Annotated in this window: 15 protein-coding genes; 2 read left to right on the top strand and 13 right to left on the bottom strand. The window is 49.3% G+C overall.

Annotated features, from left to right (window positions below; translation table 11 throughout):
• Positions 1–183 precede the first annotated feature (183 nt).
• From JWG88_RS16440 to argJ, 3 genes are all read right to left on the bottom strand, one after another.
• A complete protein-coding gene (locus JWG88_RS16440) occupies positions 184–1,446 on the bottom strand; it encodes a valine--pyruvate transaminase (protein ID WP_205234893.1) in 1,263 nt (420 codons plus the stop codon).
• Positions 1,447–1,577: 131 nt separating this feature from the next.
• Positions 1,578–2,543: a hypothetical protein gene (locus JWG88_RS16435; RefSeq protein ID WP_205234892.1), complete on the bottom strand. Its 966-nt coding sequence runs from the start codon at positions 2,541–2,543 to the stop codon at positions 1,578–1,580.
• Between the two features lie 994 nt (positions 2,544–3,537).
• Complete coding sequence (gene argJ / locus JWG88_RS16430) at positions 3,538–4,722, bottom strand: bifunctional glutamate N-acetyltransferase/amino-acid acetyltransferase ArgJ (RefSeq protein WP_205234891.1); 1,185 nt, start codon at positions 4,720–4,722, stop codon at positions 3,538–3,540.
• Positions 4,723–5,216: 494 nt separating this feature from the next.
• Here argJ and cls point away from each other — a divergent pair, with 494 nt between their 5' ends.
• Entirely contained in the window at positions 5,217–6,719 is a 1,503-nt protein-coding gene (gene cls / locus JWG88_RS16425; RefSeq protein ID WP_205234890.1) for a cardiolipin synthase, read from the top strand.
• 490 nt (positions 6,720–7,209) lie between these two features.
• Here the strand turns inward: cls and secA are convergent, their stop codons facing one another.
• The 7 genes from secA to JWG88_RS16390 all read right to left on the bottom strand — a co-directional run bounded on the left by secA (position 7,210) and on the right by JWG88_RS16390 (position 15,078).
• Positions 7,210–9,762, bottom strand: coding sequence for a preprotein translocase subunit SecA (secA, locus tag JWG88_RS16420; RefSeq protein ID WP_205234889.1), 2,553 nt, complete (start codon positions 9,760–9,762; stop codon positions 7,210–7,212).
• A gap of 430 nt (positions 9,763–10,192) precedes the next feature.
• Positions 10,193–10,651 (bottom strand): N-acetyltransferase, encoded by a 459-nt coding sequence (locus JWG88_RS16415; RefSeq protein ID WP_205234888.1) that lies wholly within the window; start codon positions 10,649–10,651, stop codon positions 10,193–10,195.
• 105 nt (positions 10,652–10,756) lie between these two features.
• Entirely contained in the window at positions 10,757–10,981 is a 225-nt protein-coding gene (locus JWG88_RS16410) for a hypothetical protein (protein ID WP_205234887.1), read from the bottom strand.
• Positions 10,982–10,991: 10 nt separating this feature from the next.
• Positions 10,992–12,650 carry an arginine--tRNA ligase gene (gene argS, locus JWG88_RS16405; protein WP_205234886.1) on the bottom strand — a complete coding sequence of 553 codons (1,659 nt, stop codon included), beginning with the start codon at positions 12,648–12,650 and terminating at the stop codon, positions 10,992–10,994.
• Between the two features lie 311 nt (positions 12,651–12,961).
• Positions 12,962–14,065: an alanine racemase gene (alr, locus tag JWG88_RS16400; RefSeq protein WP_205234885.1), complete on the bottom strand. Its 1,104-nt coding sequence runs from the start codon at positions 14,063–14,065 to the stop codon at positions 12,962–12,964.
• A gap of 50 nt (positions 14,066–14,115) precedes the next feature.
• Positions 14,116–14,541, bottom strand: coding sequence for a hypothetical protein (locus JWG88_RS16395; protein WP_205234884.1), 426 nt, complete (start codon positions 14,539–14,541; stop codon positions 14,116–14,118).
• A 351-nt stretch (positions 14,542–14,892) separates the two neighbouring features.
• Positions 14,893–15,078 carry a ferredoxin family protein gene (locus JWG88_RS16390; RefSeq protein WP_205234883.1) on the bottom strand — a complete coding sequence of 62 codons (186 nt, stop codon included), beginning with the start codon at positions 15,076–15,078 and terminating at the stop codon, positions 14,893–14,895.
• Between the two features lie 469 nt (positions 15,079–15,547).
• Here JWG88_RS16390 and JWG88_RS16385 point away from each other — a divergent pair, with 469 nt between their 5' ends.
• On the top strand, positions 15,548–15,895 hold the full coding sequence (locus tag JWG88_RS16385; RefSeq protein WP_205234882.1) for a hypothetical protein: 348 nt from the start codon (positions 15,548–15,550) through the stop codon (positions 15,893–15,895).
• A gap of 57 nt (positions 15,896–15,952) precedes the next feature.
• On the opposite strand, the gene JWG88_RS16380 is transcribed toward JWG88_RS16385, so the two are convergent.
• The 3 genes from JWG88_RS16380 to uvrB form a co-directional block, all read right to left on the bottom strand.
• Complete coding sequence (locus JWG88_RS16380; protein ID WP_205234881.1) at positions 15,953–17,332, bottom strand: cobyrinic acid a,c-diamide synthase CobB; 1,380 nt, start codon at positions 17,330–17,332, stop codon at positions 15,953–15,955.
• Positions 17,333–17,651: 319 nt separating this feature from the next.
• Complete coding sequence (locus tag JWG88_RS16375) at positions 17,652–18,317, bottom strand: lysophospholipid acyltransferase family protein (RefSeq protein WP_205234880.1); 666 nt, start codon at positions 18,315–18,317, stop codon at positions 17,652–17,654.
• Positions 18,314–20,329: an excinuclease ABC subunit UvrB gene (gene uvrB, locus JWG88_RS16370; protein WP_205234879.1), complete on the bottom strand. Its 2,016-nt coding sequence runs from the start codon at positions 20,327–20,329 to the stop codon at positions 18,314–18,316. Before uvrB ends, JWG88_RS16375 begins: the two co-directional genes overlap by 4 nt.
• Positions 20,330–20,416 lie beyond the last annotated feature (87 nt).

Genomic DNA, 20,416 nt, shown 5'->3' with positions numbered 1-20,416 from the left:
ATTAATCGTAACTATTCAGGTTGATCTCCAACCACCTGTCTGTAACTGTTCAGCAGTGTGCCATATGTCCATAAGTACGGCGGTCAGCTATACATTGGGTATGCTGGACGTCCTGATCGTGGACAGGTAAGCGTAGACTCCGGATGGTGTGCTGCTGAATAGTTACAATTTATCTTTGGAACATCAGCCCGCCATGTATGCCTTTTTGACCTCTTCACCGATTATTTCGATACCTCTCCGCACCAGGGCATCATCCTGAGAGTAATTGACCCGGATGCATTCATTTTTATGAGACCAGTCATCATTTTCCAGGCCTGGAAAGAAATAATGGCCGCTTATGATCAGTACTCCTCTTTTCTTCAAGCGCTGGTAAAGTTCTTTTGAGGAAATCGGCAGGTTCTCAAACCAGAGCCAGAGGAAGATTGCACCTTCCGGCTTATGGATTTTGTAAGGGGTTCCAGCCAATTCCTGGTCGAATTTCCTTACGGCTGCCAGCGCCTTTTCCTGATAAAATGGACGGATAACCGTGTTGCTGAGTTCAAGGATTTCCGAGGTATCAACCAGCTGCTGAGTGAGAAAGGCCCCAAAACCTGTCGGCGCCAGCGATATCACCGCGTTCATTCCCGAAATGACCTGGATAACCTCTTCACTGGCGATGATTATACCCGTGCGTACTGCCGGCAAGCCGAGCTTGGACAGGGAAAGACAGAGAATGATATTTTCATTCCATCGAGGTGTTGCCTGGGAGAAAACTATACCGGGAAACGGAACTCCATAGGCGCTGTCGATTATGAGGGGAACTCCCGCATCTCTGGCCAGCTGATCGAGCCCGTCTATTTCCTGGTCTGTAACAACATTTCCGGTAGGATTGGTCGGCCGGGACACACAGACCGCCCCTGTTTCCTCGCCTATGGTGATTTCACTGAAATCGACCCTGTATTTGAAGAGATGTTCTTCCAGACGATCAATTTTAGGACGAGTTGCCACGAAAAAGTCCGAACTCAAACCAATGTCGGCATAGCCGATATACTCGGGAGCCAGCGGCAGTCGTATCTTTTTTTTGCGGCCACCGTCGAACTCACCGGCAAACATATTGAGGAGCAGGAAAAAACCGGACTGGCTGCCGTTGGTAAGACAGATATTCTCTGCGCCGATCCGCCAGCCGTATTCCCGGCGGAGCAGGGCGGCAAGGCTGGTCAGGAAATCACCTTCCCCCTGCGGGGCACAGTACATCCCCAAAAGTTTCCTGCACAGCTCATCGTCGGCGGCAATATCCTGCAGCCGCCGCTGCATCTTTTCCTGAAAGGCTGGAATATGGCCGGGATTACCGCCGCCCATCATGATCAGGTCGTCTGCACCGTTTGCCGTCGCCTCGCCCATATCCTTCATCAATGAAAGAATGCCGGCATCCTGATTGAATTTATTTCCGAATTTTGAATAATCCATCTAACCTTATGTTCAATTTAAAAGTGATTTATAAAAATATGCACTGCTGTAGATCGACCTTTCTCGAAGCCCGAGTTTATACCCGTGCGGGTGCTTGTCGCGACCGGCAAAAGTGATAACACTCATATGTGTTAAAACGTTTCTGCTGTCCCCCTCGCGCCTCTTCCGGTGAGCAGAGCCAGGAAGTAGATGACAACCAACGAGAAAAGTACCCTGCCGAAAAGAATGCCGCCCCAGTGGGCTCCGAGCGCCGCCATCAGCAAAGTGTCCTCAACCAGGGCATGACTCAGGCCCATCAAGGCAAGGGAAAAAAAGACTTCTCTTTTCGACATGCCACCACTGTTTGTTTCTCTGATAATAAGTGCTCCGCCGTAACTGATCCCCATCACCATACCCACCACCGTCACCGGAGCAGCTTTTTTACTCATGCCGAACAGCGGCAATACCGGCTCGAGCATTCTTTCAAAAAGAGACAAGATGCCGATGCCGCGCAATATTTTCATGATAATGATGATAGAGAAAATCACCAGAACAATAAGGGCGAAATTCTCCAGCTGCGACAGCCCCCATGCCCAGAGACTTTCATCTTTTTGTTCAGCCTTGAAGAGCATCACGGCAGGTTCCTGCCATACCTGAAAAACGGTGCAGATGGTACTCAGAAGAAAACCATAGACAAAGGCCCCGATCAATCGCAACAGGGCAATAGGTGTGAAAGGCGCGCCGGCTTTTTTGGTTATGGTCAATTCCAGCGGCAGAGAGTGGGCTATGAGCATGGCCGAGCATACCACAGTTACCTGGGCGACTGTGAGATTCAGCTCCGGTGCCAGGGTTGCAAAAACAACTATTGCGCCATAGAGATTGGTCAACAGCGCGGTCGCCCACACCAGCCCCATGGAACCCGGCAAACCTATCAGCCCCATGACCGGCTCAAGAAAACTGCTTAACAGCAGTATCATCCCTAATTCTTCTAGAACCTTGGTTAGTATAACAACAGGAATGGTTATTTTCAGCAGTTCCCAGCTGGTGTGGCCGGTTTCCTTAAGCAGGTTTCTGATTGACGGGACTGCCTTATTTTTTAGCACATGCAGTGGTGACACTTCTCTCCTTTTAGTACCTTACTTCTAAAACACAATCAGAAAAAATAAGAAAACAAATACTGTATTTAATATCCGTGAATTGTCATCTATATCCAAGGTACTTATCCCCTTTGGGGGGTTAGTACCTATTTCTAAAACACAATCAGAAAAAACAAGAAAACAAATACTGTATTTAATATCCGTGAATTGCCATCTATATCCAAGGTACTTATCCCCTTTGGGGGGTTAGTACCTTACACCTGAAACACAATCAGAAAAAATAAGAAAACAAATACTGTATTTAATATCCGTGAATTGCCATCTATATATCCAAGGTACTTATCCCCTTTTGGGGGTTGTTATTTTACACCTCAAAAATTATCAGAAAAACAAGAAAACAAACAACGGATTTAATATCCGCGAATTGCCCTCTATATCCAAGGTACTTATCCCCTTTCGGGTGTTGGTATTTTATACCTGAACCCGGAATTGATCCGCCTCCAGTTGTTTTAAATAGTTATGGATTCCGAATCAAGTCCGGAATGACAGATACCGGAATATTTGGGTTTTTACGAGCTTTTCAGTTTTTTCTTTTCACCGTAAATAGCCTGCAGTGCTCCCCGGAAGAGGCAAAAACAACCCTGCCTGGCAGCTGCCGCGACTTAAACCTCATCCCTCTACAGCCATATGGACGTACAGGATCGTGAGTGATGTATAAATACAAGCATTTATAGCAACTCGGTATCTTCTCTCTCATGGCGGCAGATTATTGCTCAAAGGCTTCCGTGCCCATCTTCTTCGTATCTTGACAAACTACATGATTGCACCGGATTTTGCACGGATCCAAGCCCCTTAATCTGCACGGTGGCACCCCCACCGGATGTGGAAATAGTACTTTTGTATATCCACCCGGATATTTCAATATACCGCATTACCCCTAACGCTCCGCTCAAGCCAGGGCCAAAAGATGCTGAGTTTCCGGATAATCAGAAAAGGTTATGATGAAATATTCGGGCTAGGTCCTGTAATCTGCATTTATCCGCACATAATCCAACGAAAAATCGCAAGTATAGATTTCCTCACAGACACTGCCGTCCTTCATATCGACTGTGACACGGATATCTCTTTTCTTCAGTACACGGTCGGCCTCCGCTTCAGCATCCCCGCCCACTGCCAGCCCGTTTTTGACGATCAATACATCGTCGAAATAAATATCCACCGCTTCTGGATTGAATCTGACTCCGGAGCGTCCCATTGCCGCAAAAATTCTGCCCCAGTTTGCGTCTTCACCAAAGAATGCCGTCTTCACCAGATTGGAGTTGGCAATTGTGCGCCCCACCCGAACGGCGTCTTCCGTCTCTTTTGCCCCGCATATCCTGATAGTGATCGCCTTGGTCGCTCCTTCACCGTCGGCCACGATCATCAACGCCAGTTCCTTGAGAATTTCCGACAGACCTGCTATGAATTTCCGGTGTTCCGGGCTGTCGATTTCCTCAATCCAGGGATTATCGGCTTTGCCGTTGGCCATGATCAGCACCATATCATTGGTGCTGGTATCTCCATCCACCGTGATGCGATTAAAGCTGGTATCCACGGCTTTCCGCAGAGCATCATTCAGTTCGACATATCCTATCTGCGCATCGGTCAGGACAAAGGCTAGCATGGTAGCCATGTTCGGCATAATCATCCCGGAGCCTTTGGCCATGGCCATGAAATTGATCTGTTTGCCGCCGATCTCTACGGTGCGGTACACCGTCTTCTTCATGGTGTCGGTAGTCATGATCGCTTCGGCCACTTTTTCAAAGTTATCGGGGCCGAGTCCTGCTATCAGCTCCGGCATCGCTCTTCTGAAAACATCGGTATTCAGTTGGACGCCTATGACTCCTGTTGAGGATACCTGTACCATTTCTTCTTTTATATGCAGATGCTCCGCAACCATTCTGCTCGTCTCAACCGAGGCCTGCATCCCCTGCTTTCCCGTGCAGGCATTAGCGCAGCCGCTGTTGACCAGAATTGCCTGCGCCCGTCCCTGTTTCAGTCTTTCCATGTCCAGGACAAGCGGGGCGGCAATAACCTGATTTGTAGTAAATACACCGGCTGTCACTGCCGGCTCCTCCGCATAGATCAGACCAATATCCAGTCTATCTTTATACTTCACACCGGCAGCCACCGCAGAAGTCGAAAATCCCTCAATTTTCATATTTCCATCCTGATTTAGTACCTTACAGGTTATTTTCTTATTTTTTGTTAAGAATAATCTGCCGAAAGGTTCTTATACCCCTCAAGAGGGTACTGTAAAGAGTCCAGCTCCGCTGGGTTTGATTTTCCGGGCTCCTAGCAAGACAGCTTTTGCCGGGAAAATATTACGACACTTTTCAACCACAACAATGTACCATTTCCACCGCGTAGTTATCCAGTGATAAATCCAAGGATGTCAAACTTGCTGGACACGCGATAAGCCCAGCATTCCAGGATTGTCTTCCGGTCGCCATGTCCGACCCATACTTTGTCTGATAACATATCAGCATATCAAAATAATTTGCTATGTCATCGAAAAAGAACTACTATTAACGGGATATCGTCCCAGTTGAGCATCGGAAGTTTTTTCAGGACTATCATGATAATCCGAGCTTTTCAAATATAAGGCAGGGAAGGTATCTTCATACCACCATAATCAACCCTATTTCTTATACCATGGATTCAGAACCGCATTGGAGCTATCACATCGTCTCAACGATTCTTTTTATAGCTGATTTCACCATCCGTATAGGTCTTTCCACTCGCGCTATTCTCAAGAAACGCCCCTATGGCGTTACCATTGCCTGGCTCATTATCATTCTTCTGCTTCCCTTTATCGGAGCAATAATCTACATTCTTTTCGGCGAAAACAGGATCCCTGAAAAACGTGTTGAACGGGTACAAAAATCCCTGAAACATTACCAGGCCTGGCTGCATTCCCTAAGCAGTCGTTCGCCCGTGGACTGGAGCACCATCAATCCTCAATGCAGGCCCCTGAACAACCAGGCCTACAGGCTGATCGGCATTCCCGCCATGAACCATAACGACCTGCACATTATTACCTCGCCGGAGGAGATAATGCGCTCCATTCTCACCGATATCGAAAAGGCCCAGTCGAGCTGTCACCTGCAATTCTACATCTGGGAGGATGGCGGGATGGTGGATGAAATCGTGCAGGCTCTCATCCGCGCCGTACAGCGGGGCGTCACCTGCAGAATTCTGGTGGATTCCATCGGCAGCAGGGATTTCCTGCGGGGGAAGAGCGTTACGCGTCTGCGCGAAGCCGGTGTTAAGGTTGCCGAATCGTTGCCGGCGGGAATCTTCAAGGCCTTTTTTGCCCGCATCGATATTCGCAACCACCGGAAAAATGTCATCATCGACGGTAAGATCGCCTATACTGGCAGCCAGAATATGGTGGATCCAAAAATTTTCAAGCAGGACGAAGGAGTTGGCCAATGGATCGATATGATGGTGCGTATCCGGGGCCCTGTGGTCGAGAGCCTGGCCGGTACTTTTATCAACGACTGGTTTTTGGAAACGGATCTGGACGAGAGCAGAATCAGATCGCTTCAGGAGGACATCGAGTATATCCGCAAGACAGCGGATATCTATCCGGGAGAGAAAGCCGGGAGCTACCCCGTTCAGCTGGTGCCTTCCGGTCCCGGGCTGGCCGCGGATGCTATTCATAAACTGCTTCTGACCACCCTCTACTCGGCCCGCAGGGAAATCATTCTTACTACACCCTACTTTGTTCCCGATGACACCTTGCTTACCGCGTTTAAATCCGCAGCTGAGAGAGGAGTCAATGTCCGGCTGATCCTTCCCAAGAAAAACGATTCCAAGCTGGTGCAATTTGCCAGCCAGGCCCATTACGAGGAGCTGATGAAGGCGGGAGTCAATATTTTCCTCTTTACCGGTGGTCTGCTGCATTCAAAAACAATTACGGTCGACGGTGACTTTTCTCTCTTCGGCTCCGTCAATCTGGATATGCGCAGCTTCTGGCTCAACTTCGAGATAACCCTGCTTATCTACAGCAGCGAATTCACGGACAAGATGCGGACCTTGCAGAAGGATTATGAGCTGCAGTCCCAGCATCTGCAACTCCATGACCTGGCTTCCCGGCCGTTGACCATGAAATTCAAGGAAAACGTGGCGCTGCTTATCGGACCTTTATTGTAACTGAGGCTCTTCCGGATGTGTTTTTGCTTTTATAAAGAACGCCTAAAAAGCAAATTACCTTTTTGATGTTGCAAAGAAGCATAAAATTGTTGGGGTTCGCTGCGCTCACCGCCAACCTGCCCTTTCAAAATTCGATTGCGGCAATTCTATAAGGTTGGTGCTGGCGAAAGAAAGCCCAACGCTTTTGCTCACAGCCATCCTGATAATTGCGCCCCTGAACGAAATTATGCTTCACTCTGAAGAACCATAAATGATGGGACATATAGAAGCTCGATCTATAACGATATAAATCAAGCTTGAGTCCATCTAATTTTAAATTCCTGATCACCCCTGATCCTCAACTCAAGGTCGGGACTGCTCCTTTCACGGGTCTCTGCAGCCAGGACGGCTGCAGCGAAGCCACCATGGACGGGTTTATGGCGTCCCGATGGAAAAAGCAGTCCCGGCCTGGGCCAGAAGATGCTGAGTTTCCGGCGCAATCAGATTTAAACTAGTTAAGCTGGCGGCCGTGGCACTTCTTGTACTTCTTGCCGGAGCCGCACGGACAGGGCGAGTTTCGTCCAATCTTATCCCCCTCCCGCTTGATAGTCTTGTCCGGTTTGGAGTCATCTCCGGCCGCACCTCTGTTGAGCCGCACTTCCTGTTCCTGTTTTCGGCGCCGCTCTTCCTCGTATTTTTCGACATCCTCTTCCTGCACCACCCGCACCCGCATCAGGGTTGAAACCGTCTGAATCTTGACCGTTTCAATCATGGTATGGAAGAGTTGAAAACCTTCCCTCTTATATTCATTCAGAGGATTCTTCTGGCCGTAACCCCGCAGGCCGATGCCCTCCTTGAGATGATCCATGGACAGGAGATGATCCTTCCAGTGGTTATCAACCATTTGCAGGAGAATGACGCGTTCCAGATGGCGCTGTGCCTCTTCCCCGTTTCTCTCGAGCTGGGCTGCATAGGCCGCATCTACCAGAGCGGTTATTTTATCCCTGAATGAGGCGACATCCAGGTCCTTCTTATCCTCATCCGACCAGTCGGGCTGGATATGAAAGTATTCCATCATCCGCTTCTCGAAATCCTCCCAATGCCAATCCTCGGATTCAAGCTTTTCCTGGGAAAACTCATTGACCACGTCGTCAATCAAATCGGCCTTCATATCTTCGAGCACCTCGGTGACAGTATCGCTACTAAGCACTTCACGGCGCTGCTGATAGATAACCTCCCTCTGCTTATTCATGACATCATCATATTCAAGAAGATGCTTACGAATATCAAAGTTGTGGCCCTCCACCTTTTTCTGGGCGTTTTCAATGGCCTTGGAGATCATGGAATGCTCGATCGGCTCATCCTCCTCCATGCCGAGCTTCTCCATGATTCCGGAGATCTTTCCTGAGCCGAAAATCCGCAGCAGGTCATCCTCGAGGGAGAGAAAAAAACGGGAAGAACCGGGATCTCCCTGCCGGCCGGAACGACCGCGCAGCTGATTGTCAATCCGTCGCGATTCATGCCGGGATGTTCCCAGAATATGAAGCCCGCCTACATCGGTCACGCCTTCGCCCAATTTGATGTCGGTTCCGCGGCCGGCCATGTTGGTGGCGATGGTGACTTTTCCTTTCTGACCGGCATTGGCGATAATCTCTGCCTCGCGCTCATGCTGCTTGGCGTTGAGGACCTCGTGCGGTATGCCGTCTTTCTTGAGCATATTCGAGATTTTTTCGGAGACATCGATTGAGATTGTACCGACCAGAACCGGCTGCCCCGCCTTATGTTTCTCTTTTATCTCTTTGATAATGGCCCGGTATTTGGCCTTCTCGTTTTTGTAGATGACATCGGCGTAATCAATGCGGATCATCGGCATGTTGGTCGGCATGATCACGACATCGAGGTCATATATCTTTTTGAACTCGGGTGCTTCGGTATCCGCGGTACCGGTCATACCGGCCAGTTTGTCATACATCCTGAAATAGTTCTGGAAGGTGATGGAGGCATAGGTCTGGTTTTCCCGCTCTATCTTCACCTTTTCCTTGGCTTCCAGGGCCTGATGGAGACCATCGCTGTATCTCCTGCCCTCCATGGTACGTCCGGTAAATTCATCGACAATGACAACCTGGCCGTCCTTGACGATATAGTCGACATCCTTTTTAAAAACCACATGGGCCTTGAGAGCCTGATTGAGATGATGCAGTTGCTCAATGGAGCTTGGATCATAGAGATTATCGACTTCGAGCAGTTTCTCTCCCAGAGTGACACCCTCTTCGGTCAGGGAGACCTGACGCGATTTTTCATCTACGGTATAGTGTTCGTCCGGATTGAATCTTTTTATGATCTTGTCAACGACATTATACATTTCCGTGGAGCTGTCGGCAGGACCGGAAATAATCAGAGGTGTTCGTGCCTCATCGATCAGGATTGAGTCGACCTCATCGACAATGGCGAAATTGAAGTCCCGCTGACAGAAATCCTTAATCTGGAACTTCATATTGTCGCGCAGATAGTCAAAACCGAACTCGTTGTTGGTGCCGTAGGTGACGTCGGCCAAATAGGCTTCACGACGTTGCGCATCATCCATGGCATGCACGATTTTCCCCACCTCCAGCCCGAGAAAGCGGTAAACCTGCCCCATCCAGTCGGCGTCACGACTAGCCAGATAATCGTTGACCGTGACCACATGTACCCCTTTGCCGCTCAGAGCATTGAGGTAAACGGCAAGAGTCGAGGTCAGGGTTTTTCCCTCACCTGTCTTCATCTCCGCAATTCTGCCCTGATGAAGAATCATACCACCGATCAACTGGACATCGTAATGGCGTTCGCCCAGTACTCTTCTGGCAGCTTCGCGCATGGTGGCAAAGGCTTCGGGCAGCAGATCATCAAGGGTTTCCCCGCCTGCGTATCTTTCCTTGAATTCGACGGTTCGCGCTGCCAGGGCCTCATCATCGAGAGACTGCACCGATCCCTCCAGTTCGTTGATTCTATTGACCAGAGGCTGCAGTTTTTTCAATTCCCGTTCATTTTTACTGCCGAATACCTTTGTTAACGCTTTTCCTATCATATCTAAATTATCTTTAAGTATATTTTTTGTAACTATTCAGGTTGATCCGTATTATTTGGCCAACCACCTGTCTGTAAATGTTTAGTACCTTACTCCTTAAATTCTGTCACTCAGTTCAATACCCCCTTGAGGGGTGTAAAAAACAAGAAAAGGAGAAATGTATTTGAAATCGAGAAGCTGGATATGCCTCCAAGGTACTTACTTGCCGTTTACCGGCGTTAGTACCTTACTCCCCAAAAACCGACACATAAAACAAGAAAATGGAAACTGTCTTAAAAGCCGTCAGCTTACACAATACTTCCAAGGTACTTATACCCCTCAAGGGGGTACTTTAAAGAGTCCAGCTCAGTTGGGTTAGAGGTAATCATGCTGACGGGCATAAACTCCGACTCCGGGTGCGCCATATGTCAATAAGCAGGGCGGTCAGCTGTCAGTCTTCCCGGTTGAATATCAATGCTTCCTCGTCGCAATCAGGAAACATATGACAGTGAATACAATCACTCCAGATCTTATGAGGCAGTTCCCGCTTATCAATATCCACAAAACCCTGCTTGCGAAAAAACCCCGGTTGATAGGTCAGGGTAAAGATACTTGATATGCCGAACATCTCGGCTTCCATCAGACACTGCTGTACGAGTTTGGCGCCCAGTCCCCTGCCCCGGTAATCTTCCTGTATGGCCAGGGAGCGTATCTCGGCAAGGTTTTCCCAGGTTATATGCAGTGCACACACCCCTAGTATCCTGTCTTCCTTATCTACATAGACGACAAAGTCGCGCAAGCGATCGTAGAGCGAACTCATCGAACAGGCGAGCAGCAGTCCCTTTTTGGCATAATAATTAAGAAGTGTATGGATTTCCTTTACATCTTCCATTCTTGCATATCGTATCATCTGTTTCTATCACAATCTCTCTTCGGCACATGGGCCGTAAAACTTTCGGCAGGCGGCGCCGGCAGCTCCAGCGCTATCAGGAATTCGCCGTGCCCGGCTCCGCTCTTATTGCGGTCGATGTTTCTTCTGATCGGTCAAATCGGTTATCTGCTGCAGACCATCCCGGACTGCCGGATCGACAGACGAGGGTATCAGCAGAGACTGCCCCGTCCAGACACCGAGCAGAAACATCCATAAAAAAATGCAGAAGCAGACAATACCGATTCCGCCGACTGCTGCCCGTGTAAGCTCAAACTTGTATTTTTTTACCTGCTTTCTCTTTACGGCCATTGGCCAAATCCTACATCTGTTCGGGTGCCGATAAACCGATAAACCGCAAACCGTTGCCGAAAACTATCTGTAATGCCCTCACCAGGGTAAGCCTCGCCCGGCTGAGGTCATTATCCTCCGAAATTACTTTATGTTTGTTATAATAGCTATGAAACTGTCCGGCAAGCTCAATGAGATAAAAAATCACCCGATGAGGGGCCAACTCCAGCGCCGCATTTTCAATCATTGCCGGAAAAGCGGCCATACTCTTGAGGAGCACCAGTTCTTCGGGCTCGACCAGAAGCGATACATCCATATCTTCACGGTCTGGCATGATCACATTTTTCTCTTCCGCCTGGCGCAGGATGGAAGAGAGCCGGGCATGGCCGTACTGCACATAGTAAACCGGATTCTCCTGACTCTGCTGGGTTGCCAGACCCAGGTCAAATTCGAGCTGGCTGTCCGCCTTGCGCATCATAAAAAAGAATCTGGCCACATCCTCCCCAACCAGATCTAGTAACTCATCAACGGTGACAAAGGTGGCCTTCCGAGTAGACATTTTCACCTGTTTGCCGTCGCGGGTCAGTGTTACAAATTGATGAAGCAGCACCTGTACCTTCGATTCGTCATACCCCAGGGCCTTCACCCCAGCCAGGACATCAGGGACTGTGGCAATATGGTCGGCGCCGAAGATATCGATCAGCCAATCGAAATTTCTCCTGAATTTTTCCCTGTGATAGGCGATGTCCGGCAGTCTGTAGGTCGGTTCGCCGCTGGACTTGATAATCACTCTGTCCTGTTCGTGGCCGAATTCGGTGGTCTTAAACCAGGTTGCGCCATCATGTTCGTAAAGAAGTCCCTTCTCCCGCAACTCCTTAACCACCGAGTCGATATGTCCTTCACTATAGAGCGACTGCTCGTTGTAATAATTATCAAAGATAATTCCCATCCTTTTCAGGGTGGTTGAAATATTCTCGAAAATCAGCTGTTCCGCCTTCTCCTTAAAGGGGACGATATCCTCGCAGTCCTTCAGCGTATCACCTTTCTCCTTAATCAGCGCGGTGGCGATCTCTTTTATATATTCGCCCTGATAACCATCTTCGGGAAAAGTGAAATCAAGGCCCAGTTCCTCACGATAGCGGGCCTTGGTGGATTCTCCCAGAACGCGCATCTGCCGGCCGGCGTCATTATAGTAATATTCACGAAAGACGTCATGTCCGGTTTTTTCCAAAAGCCTGGCTATCGAGTCTCCCAAAATGGCCTGCCGGCCATGACCAATGCTTAAGGGTCCGGTGGGATTGGCGCTGACAAACTCAACCATGACCCGTTTTCCCTCACCCACCCGGGAACGGCCATAGGTCTCAGCCGAATCGATGACTGTGAAAACTACCTGATGCCATTTTTGCCGACGGACAAAGATATTGACGAAACCGGGTCCCGCGATTTCAACATGATCGACGAAATCGGTGTCCTCTTCAAGATAGGTTTGAATATCGGCGGCCAGAGCCCGTGGATTCTTTTTCTCAATACCCGCCAGAACCATGGCCATATTGGTGGAAAAATCCCCCTGCCCTTCGCGTTTGGGGACCTCAACCGTATACTTCCCGGCTCCGTCGGTTCCCCACTTTTTAGCAGCGACACCCTTTTCAAAACATCCGTCCAGTATTTCTTTAAGCTTTGATTTAATCATTGGAATCCATATACACTCTTTCGTAAAAAATCGCCGAAATTGCCTAGGAGGTTGTCCGATAATAGGCATTTTCGTTCAGATCAAGGCATTTTCAGGAAATCAAGCACAGCCATATAACTGATATTGCGAGCATTGATTTTCTGAAAATAACGCCGAGACGGGCGAAAAGGGCATTCTCAGATGGCCTCCTAGATGGTCTCGTGAAAAATTCGATATACCAGGCGTAGTATCTGAAACGGCGATTTGACAGTACGTTGGTACGGCAAATCGCCGTTTCAGATCTACAACGACGTTGTGAGTTTTTTACGAGTTCATCTTTCGTTATTATTGCCTATCATACATAGTACTTCATAACTGATGGTGTCTATCCGTGCGGCAATCTCATCGGCAGTGATTCGCTCTTTTCCCATGCTTCCCAGAACAACAACCTCATCGCCTGCTGCGACGCCATCTATATCGGTGACATCTGCCATACAGAGGTTCATGCATACGCGCCCCCTGATCTTTGCTCTTTTGCCACGGATGAGGACTTCCCCGCAATTCGACAGCCGTCGGGAAAAACCATCTTCATATCCCACCGGAAGAACGGCCAGCACTGTCGGTCTCTCGGTTATATAGGTGTGCCCGTAACTTACACCGCTTCCCGCCGGAACGGTCTTGACCTGCAATACCCGCGTGGTAAACGACATCACCGGCTGCAGCCCTTCCTTCTCAACATTTTTCCGCCCTTCGGGATAATAGCCGTACAGCGAGATACCGCAGCGAACCATATCGCACCTGCTTTCGGGAAAATACAAGGTGCCTCCTGAATTGGCGATATGGTACATCAGGGAACTTTCACCTGAACCAATATCTTGAAATTCTGCAAACCTTGCCAGAGACTCGGAGGTGCTGCTTGATTCCCTGTCATCGGCGCAGGAAAAGTGGCTGGCAAGACCGCCTAACTGCAGCCCCGGCAACCGTTTTACATTATCAAGAAGATCCTGCAACCCCTCGAGATAAACACCAAGCCTGTTCATGCCGGTATCAACCTTGAGATGAACCGAGAGATTTTTACCGCTCTTCACTGCAGCCCGGGACAATGCTTCAAGGGAGGGAACATCATAGGCTAACGGAGTTATATCGAACTCGCAGAAACACCCGGCATCCTTATGGTCAAAACCTATCATCGAATATATTGCCGATGTAATTCCGCTTTGCCGAAGCAAAACCGCTTCCCGTAGTTCGGCAACACCGAATATCCTGCAGCCGTTTGCTTCAAGCACTCTGCTGCATTCCACCATTCCGTGACCATAAGCATCGGCTTTCACCATTGCCAGGAAAGAAGATTCTTTTGCATTTTTCCGCAGGAGAACATAATTATGACGTAAAGCATCATAATCAATGTGAACCCGATTAAATGAAGAAGGAATCATTTTTCAATCACCTTTTCAATCACTTTTGGTAAATTCCTGAAGCATTAATATTATTTTTCCACCAGCGTCCGCCATCCGACTCTACTGGAGAAGAACAGCGCCCAACCAACGGCGACATATATTGAACCGATAATCACCAGTGGTATCGAGGAATGCCGCAGGATGTAGCCAAATAGCATCATGGCCAAGACCACCAGCCATGTCTTCCAGGAATAGACGGCACCAAGACAGGACCCATCAGCAAGCCGCAGTATTCGGTCTATACTCTTTCTGGCCGATTTATCAAGTATAAATAATGATTTGATGCTGCCAATCAGGATTGCGGGTACTATATAGAATCCGCTCTGTTCCTCAACCAGCCAGAGACTGCCGCGAACCACAAGAACTGTTCCGATAACGGACCAGAGCAGGGAGGCTGAAATCAAATGTATTTTTTTTGATGCGCCGGGCTTGAGGCGCAATAGCAATTTATGCAAAATATACAACTCACGGATTCAAAAACATGGTTCGTTTTCTTTTTTTGGGGCCCTTCCAGGGGTACGAACCGAACGAAGGAGAGCAGGAATCTCGAAGTCGGAATTTATGCCCGTAAGGGTGCTTACCGCGACGCCGTCAAATCTGGTGATCTCATCAAAAATCATTAAAGTTGCTATTCAATATAACCACAAGCAAAATAACCACAAAGCCACTAAACGCGATAAGCCCATCTCCATGTGGAGATGGGCTTATCTGACTGCTGATTGCCGAACTGTCAGTACCCCGGCGCTTCTTTCCTACATTTGCTCAGGAATACCGAATTCCCCAAGGAAATTACAGTTCTACCGAAGCTAAATTTCAGTTACTGTAATCGCTTCGTCGCCGCATACTTCAACACAGGTTTCGCAACCGAGACATTCTTCGGCTTCTACGGGCTCGGACTTGCCGTCTTCCATCTCGAAAACCTGAGCCGGGCATGCTGCTACACATTCTTCACAACCAGTACATTTGTCTTTATCGACTACTACTTCAAACATAATACACCTCCAAAAATGGGTTAATATAAGTATTCTATAAAGTCTTTAAAACGATTTTCCCTCGTAATAGATTTTACGCGTAATGTTCTATTAATGAAGGCACATATTTTTGTCAAGGAAATTCTTGTACGCTCATTTTTCCCTGATTTGCTCTTTTTGAAATTCTTGTTTTTCCGGAAACTTAGCCGATTTGATTCAATATCGGCAGACAACTTTTATTTATTGATAATGTGTATCATCTATGCTTATAGTGTTACTGATTGCCAAAACCGGACTGAAAGGCTAAGGTGGAGAATTTGCTAAAATTGCCACTCAGCCCAGTGCCGCTCTGGGTGCAAAAAAAGTAAACAGAATGTAAATCCTAAGTCCGTGAAATAGTGCCAAACCGCTTATCCGGCTTCGCCGGAGAGGGCGCAAGGCAGTTAAAGTATGGATCAATTTCCAAAAAAACACCAGAGATAATCCAGAGATGACAAAAAAGACGCAAAAGAAGAAGAAAAAAGAACTGCTCGCCGAAAAAAAAGAGCTTGCCATGATTGAAGGCATTCTCGAAGGCAGTCCCGACGGTATCGGAATAGTTGTCGTCCGGCTGGACTGTGGCTGCCGGAAAATGGCAGCGGTAGACAAAGCCGGAGAACCTGCTTCCGGGATCATCATTTATCGGGATGGCGCCGAATCCATTTGTGATAAATGCAAAGAAGACAACGGCGCCTTCATGCGGGTGATAGAATCCTTCATCCACTGGTCTGAAGAACCGGATGAAGAGCAGAAACGAATAATCGAAATCAAGGTGCTCGGCTCACAGCCCCAGCACTGACAGAAAGCCCCATAATGCCCCCGGGATTCTCCGGGGGCGGCCTTATTCCACTCTCCTTCAGGCAGAGCGCTGTCTTTCCCGACAGAATCCGACAAATTTCCCTGCCCACTCGGGGGTTCCGCAGGCATGAATGTGGGTGTATAACGCCAGCACATTGTTATAGCGCAAGCCATCCCGGCCACCGGCAAACCCCTTGCCCCTCTTCATTTTAAAGGCAAGTTCGGACTCCTGCCCCTGCCACTCCAGGACCGTTGAATAGCGAAACTCATGGCCCTTCACCACCATACCTTCGCTAAAATAGGGAACTTTGTTATCCACTTCGAAAATCGTATAGCCATGGGCCTGAGGTTTGGTAGACATGCCGAAACGCACTGGAAACACACCCGCAAGCGGGTATTCGTTCTCCTCCAGCAGAATTGAACGACCGAGATAAATCAGGCCGCCGCACTCGGCATAGATTGGCAGACCCTGCTGCGCGGCCTTCCTGACCGATTGGCGAAACAGCTGGTTTGCCGCAAGCTCCCTGGCGCTCGTTTCGGGAAAGCCTCCGCCTATATAAAGACCGTCAAGAGGTGGAAGACTGCTATCCACCAGGGCATTGACCGCAACAAGTTCAGCACCTTCCTCCTCGAGAGCCGAGAGGTTCTCGGCATAATAGAACTGGAAAGCCGCATCCTGAATAACACCTATTTTCACGGTGCGCCGGCTCTTGTTTTTCTCCGATTTTCTGCAATCGACGGTGGAAAGATCAATCTCGCCCATAATCTCGCGGACAGCGGACATATTCAGGGATTCAGCGCAGACATCGGCCAGAAAGGAGAGAGCATCATCGCTGCCGGAATATTCCTGATGGGGAACCATGCCCAAATGACGCATGGGAAATATATCCCTCTTCATTCTGGGGATGACTCCGAGAACGGGAATGCCGGTAACACCGACCACTGCCTCGGTGATTATGTCCTTCTGCCTTGCCGTAGCTACATGATTAAGAATGACGCCCCGGATATCAAGACGTTCATCAAGCATCTTGCAGCCCAGCACCAGGGCGGCCACGGTTCTGGTGGTCTTGGTGCAGTTGACTACCAGGATCACCGGAAGCTTCAGGGAAATTGCCAGTTCGGCGGTGGAATATCCTCCACTGGAGTTGACACCGTCATACACCCCCCTGTTGCCTTCGACTACCACCATTTCAGCCCCACAGCTATGCTTGATAAAGGAAGAGTGTATGGCTTCTTCCGTCATCAAATAGGGGTCCAGGTTATAACAGTCCCTGCCGGCGGCAAGGGCCATCCATCCGGCATCGATGTAGTCCGGCCCTTTTTTGAAAGGAACCACGTTGACCCCCTCCCGGGCCAGCAGGGCGGTCAACCCCACGGAAACCACACTTTTGCCCGAACCTCCCGCGAGTCCTGCGATTACAACTCCTTTTGTCTGCATAAGTATATAATTGATTTATAGTATCTGATAGCTAAGCCAGCTGAAGGGTATAAACCTTCACACAGATTTTTTCTTCAAAAAAGAAACAACCTGAAGGTATTAATCACCCTATACGGCTGGTTCATAAAAGTTTATTTGTTTTTTTTCTTCTAAATAATAAAACTCAGCTAATTTCATGCTGCCAGCCTTGGAGTTTTTCACAAAAGCCCATTTTTACCGTCATTCCGCACCTGATCCGGAATCCATTTTTGTTGGTATCACCGGCTTCCGGATCAAATCCGAACGCGAGACGGAGAAAAAAAAATAATGATACAGATCTTTAGTGTTCCGTTTTGCCGTATACCTGCCAGGCATGCTCGTACAGTTCATTCAGGCTATTTTCCAGCCTTACCCGGTAATCCTCTAAGTCATCTGCTTTTACATTCTCGGGAACAGGCAGGGGGTTGCCGAAAAATATATTAATGGTGCTGAACGGCTTCGGCAGTATAAGCCTGTCCCAGGAGTTGAAGGTAAAATACCTCGAGACCGAATAGAGCATCGGCAAAACCGTGCCTCCTGATCTGGCAGCAATATAAATGGCGCCCGACTGGGCAATTCTTGCCGGTCCCTGGCTGCCGTCGGCTACTATGCCGCTGTTTTTGCCCTTGCGCATCTCCCTGATCAACTCTTTTGCCGCTCTCACGCCTTTTCTGTTGCTTGAGCCGCGAACCGCGGAAAAACCGAGATGCTCCGTCATTTTTGCCAGCACCTCGCCGTCTTTGCTGGCGCTGATCATCAGCACAGCCGGAAACTCTTTGGCCAAGGCAAAGATGCCGAGGGCGCAATAGTGCCAGCATGTTCCCACGATCGGCTTCCCCCCGTCCAGCAAATCTCTCAGTTTCTCCCGGTTATGGAAACGCTTACGGCATGTAGAGTACCAGAGCCTGAAAAACCAGGAGCCGACAACCGGTACAACCAGCAGCGCTGCTTTACGTCCAATGGTCATCGCAGTTCAATCTCCAGGTAACGCAATGTTTTTATACGGTCCCGCAGCTCAGCCGCCTCTTCAAAGGCAAGTTCCTTTGCAGCCTTCCCCATACGCACTTCGAGCTCCCTGATATGTTTATTCAACTCTTCCACCGACTGAAAAACCGGCTGCTCCTCTGCCAACTCCAGGCCACGGGCATCCTCACTGCTGACATACCCCGATTCATGAAGATATTTATGAATGGTGTCCTTCACCTCCGACTTGATGGTGATGGGCGTGACATTGTTCTCGCGATTGTATGCCGCCTGGATCGTACGCCGCCGTTCGGTCTCTTCTATGGTGTACTGCATCGATTTTGTCACTGTATCGGCATACATGATCACCATACCCTCGGAATTCCGCGCGGCTCTGCCGCAGGTCTGAATAAGCGAGCGGACCGAGCGCAAGAATCCCTCCTTGTCGGCATCGAGTATGGCAACCAGCGATACTTCCGGAATATCAAGCCCCTCCCGCAGGAGGTTAATGCCAATGAGGACGTTGTATTCACCATTGCGGAGATCACGAATAAGCTCGACCCTGTCCAGCGTTTTGATATCCGAGTGCAGATAACGCACCTTGACTCCGAGCTTTTCATAGTAGTCGGTGAGATCCTCCGCCATTCTCTTGGTGAGTGTGGTGACCAATACCGCTTCTCCCTTTACCTCTCTTTGACGGATTTCGTCAAGAAGATCGTCGACCTGAGAGACGGCCGGACGTACTTCTATACGAGGATCCATCAAGCCGGTGGGCCTGATCACCTGCTCCGCAACTCTGCCCTGTGCCTCTTCCATCTCATAATCAGCCGGGGTTGCGGAGACAAAAATCACCTGGTTGATGCGTTCCTTAAATTCATCAAACCGCAATGGCCGGTTATCCAGGGCCGAGGGCAGGCGGAAGCCGTACTCGACCAGAGTTTTCTTGCGCGAACGATCGCCGTTGTACATGCCGTTAAGCTGAGGGACTCCGATATGGGACTCATCGACGAAGAGGAGAAAATCCTCGGGAAAATAGTCGAGGAGGTTTGGCGGTGGCGCCCCGGGGGCCTTCCCGGTGAGATGCCTGCTGTAATTCTCAATGCCGTTGCAGTAGCCGAGCTCCTGGATCATTTCAAGATCAAACATGGTGCGCTGTTCCAGGCGCTGGGCCTCCACCAGCCGGTTCTCCCGGTGCAGGGTTTCCAGACGTTCCTTAAGTTCTGCATTAATGGTGGTAATGGCGGTATTGAGCCGGTCTTTGGTGGTGACGAAATGGCTGCCGGGGAAAACCGTATATTCCTGCAACCTCTCCAGCACCACACCGCGCAGCGGATCGATAATCGAAAGCGAATCGACGGTGTCCCCGAAAAACTCCAGGCGGATGGCCCGATCCTCTTCATGAACCGGAAAGATATCGATAACATCACCGCGCACCCGGAAGGTTCCGCGATGGAAGGAGATATCATTGCGCTCGTAGAGCATATAAATCAAGCGCCGTGTCACCTGCTCCATGGGATACTCATGGTCGGCCTCGAGAAAGAGGTGCATGTTCTTGTACTCTTCCGGCGAACCGAGTCCGTAGATGCAGGAGACCGAGGCAACGATCAGGACATCGCGGCGCGTCAGCAGCGACCTGGTGGCGGAGTGGCGCAGCTTATCGATGACATCGTTGATGGCGGAGTCTTTCTCAATATAGGTATCGGACTGAGGAACATAGGCTTCCGGCTGATAGTAATCATAGTAGGAGACAAAATACTCTACGGCGTTTTCCGGAAAGAGTTCCTTGAATTCGGAAAAAAGCTGGGCCGCCAGGGTCTTGTTGGGAGCGATAATCAAGGTCGGCCGTTGAACCTTTTCGACGATCTTGGCCATGGTAAAGGTCTTGCCGGAACCGGTCACTCCAAGCAATACCTGGCTTTTTTCTCCCTGCAGTACGCCCCTGGCCAGTTGTTCTATAGCGGTGGGCTGATCGCCCGATTCCACAAACGGTGCTACTATTTTAAATCTGTCTTCCACGAATAAACTCACACATCAGATAATTCTCAAAAATATCCATTCCACGGTATAAAGAATTTGCCGCGTTTCATAGCCCGTTTCAGGATG

This window comes from Desulfopila inferna (assembly GCF_016919005.1).
Lineage (GTDB): Bacteria > Desulfobacterota > Desulfobulbia > Desulfobulbales > Desulfocapsaceae > Desulfopila_A > Desulfopila_A inferna.
The sequence above is the reverse complement of the archived record's forward strand: the minus strand, read 5'-3'. Positions and strand labels throughout refer to the sequence as shown.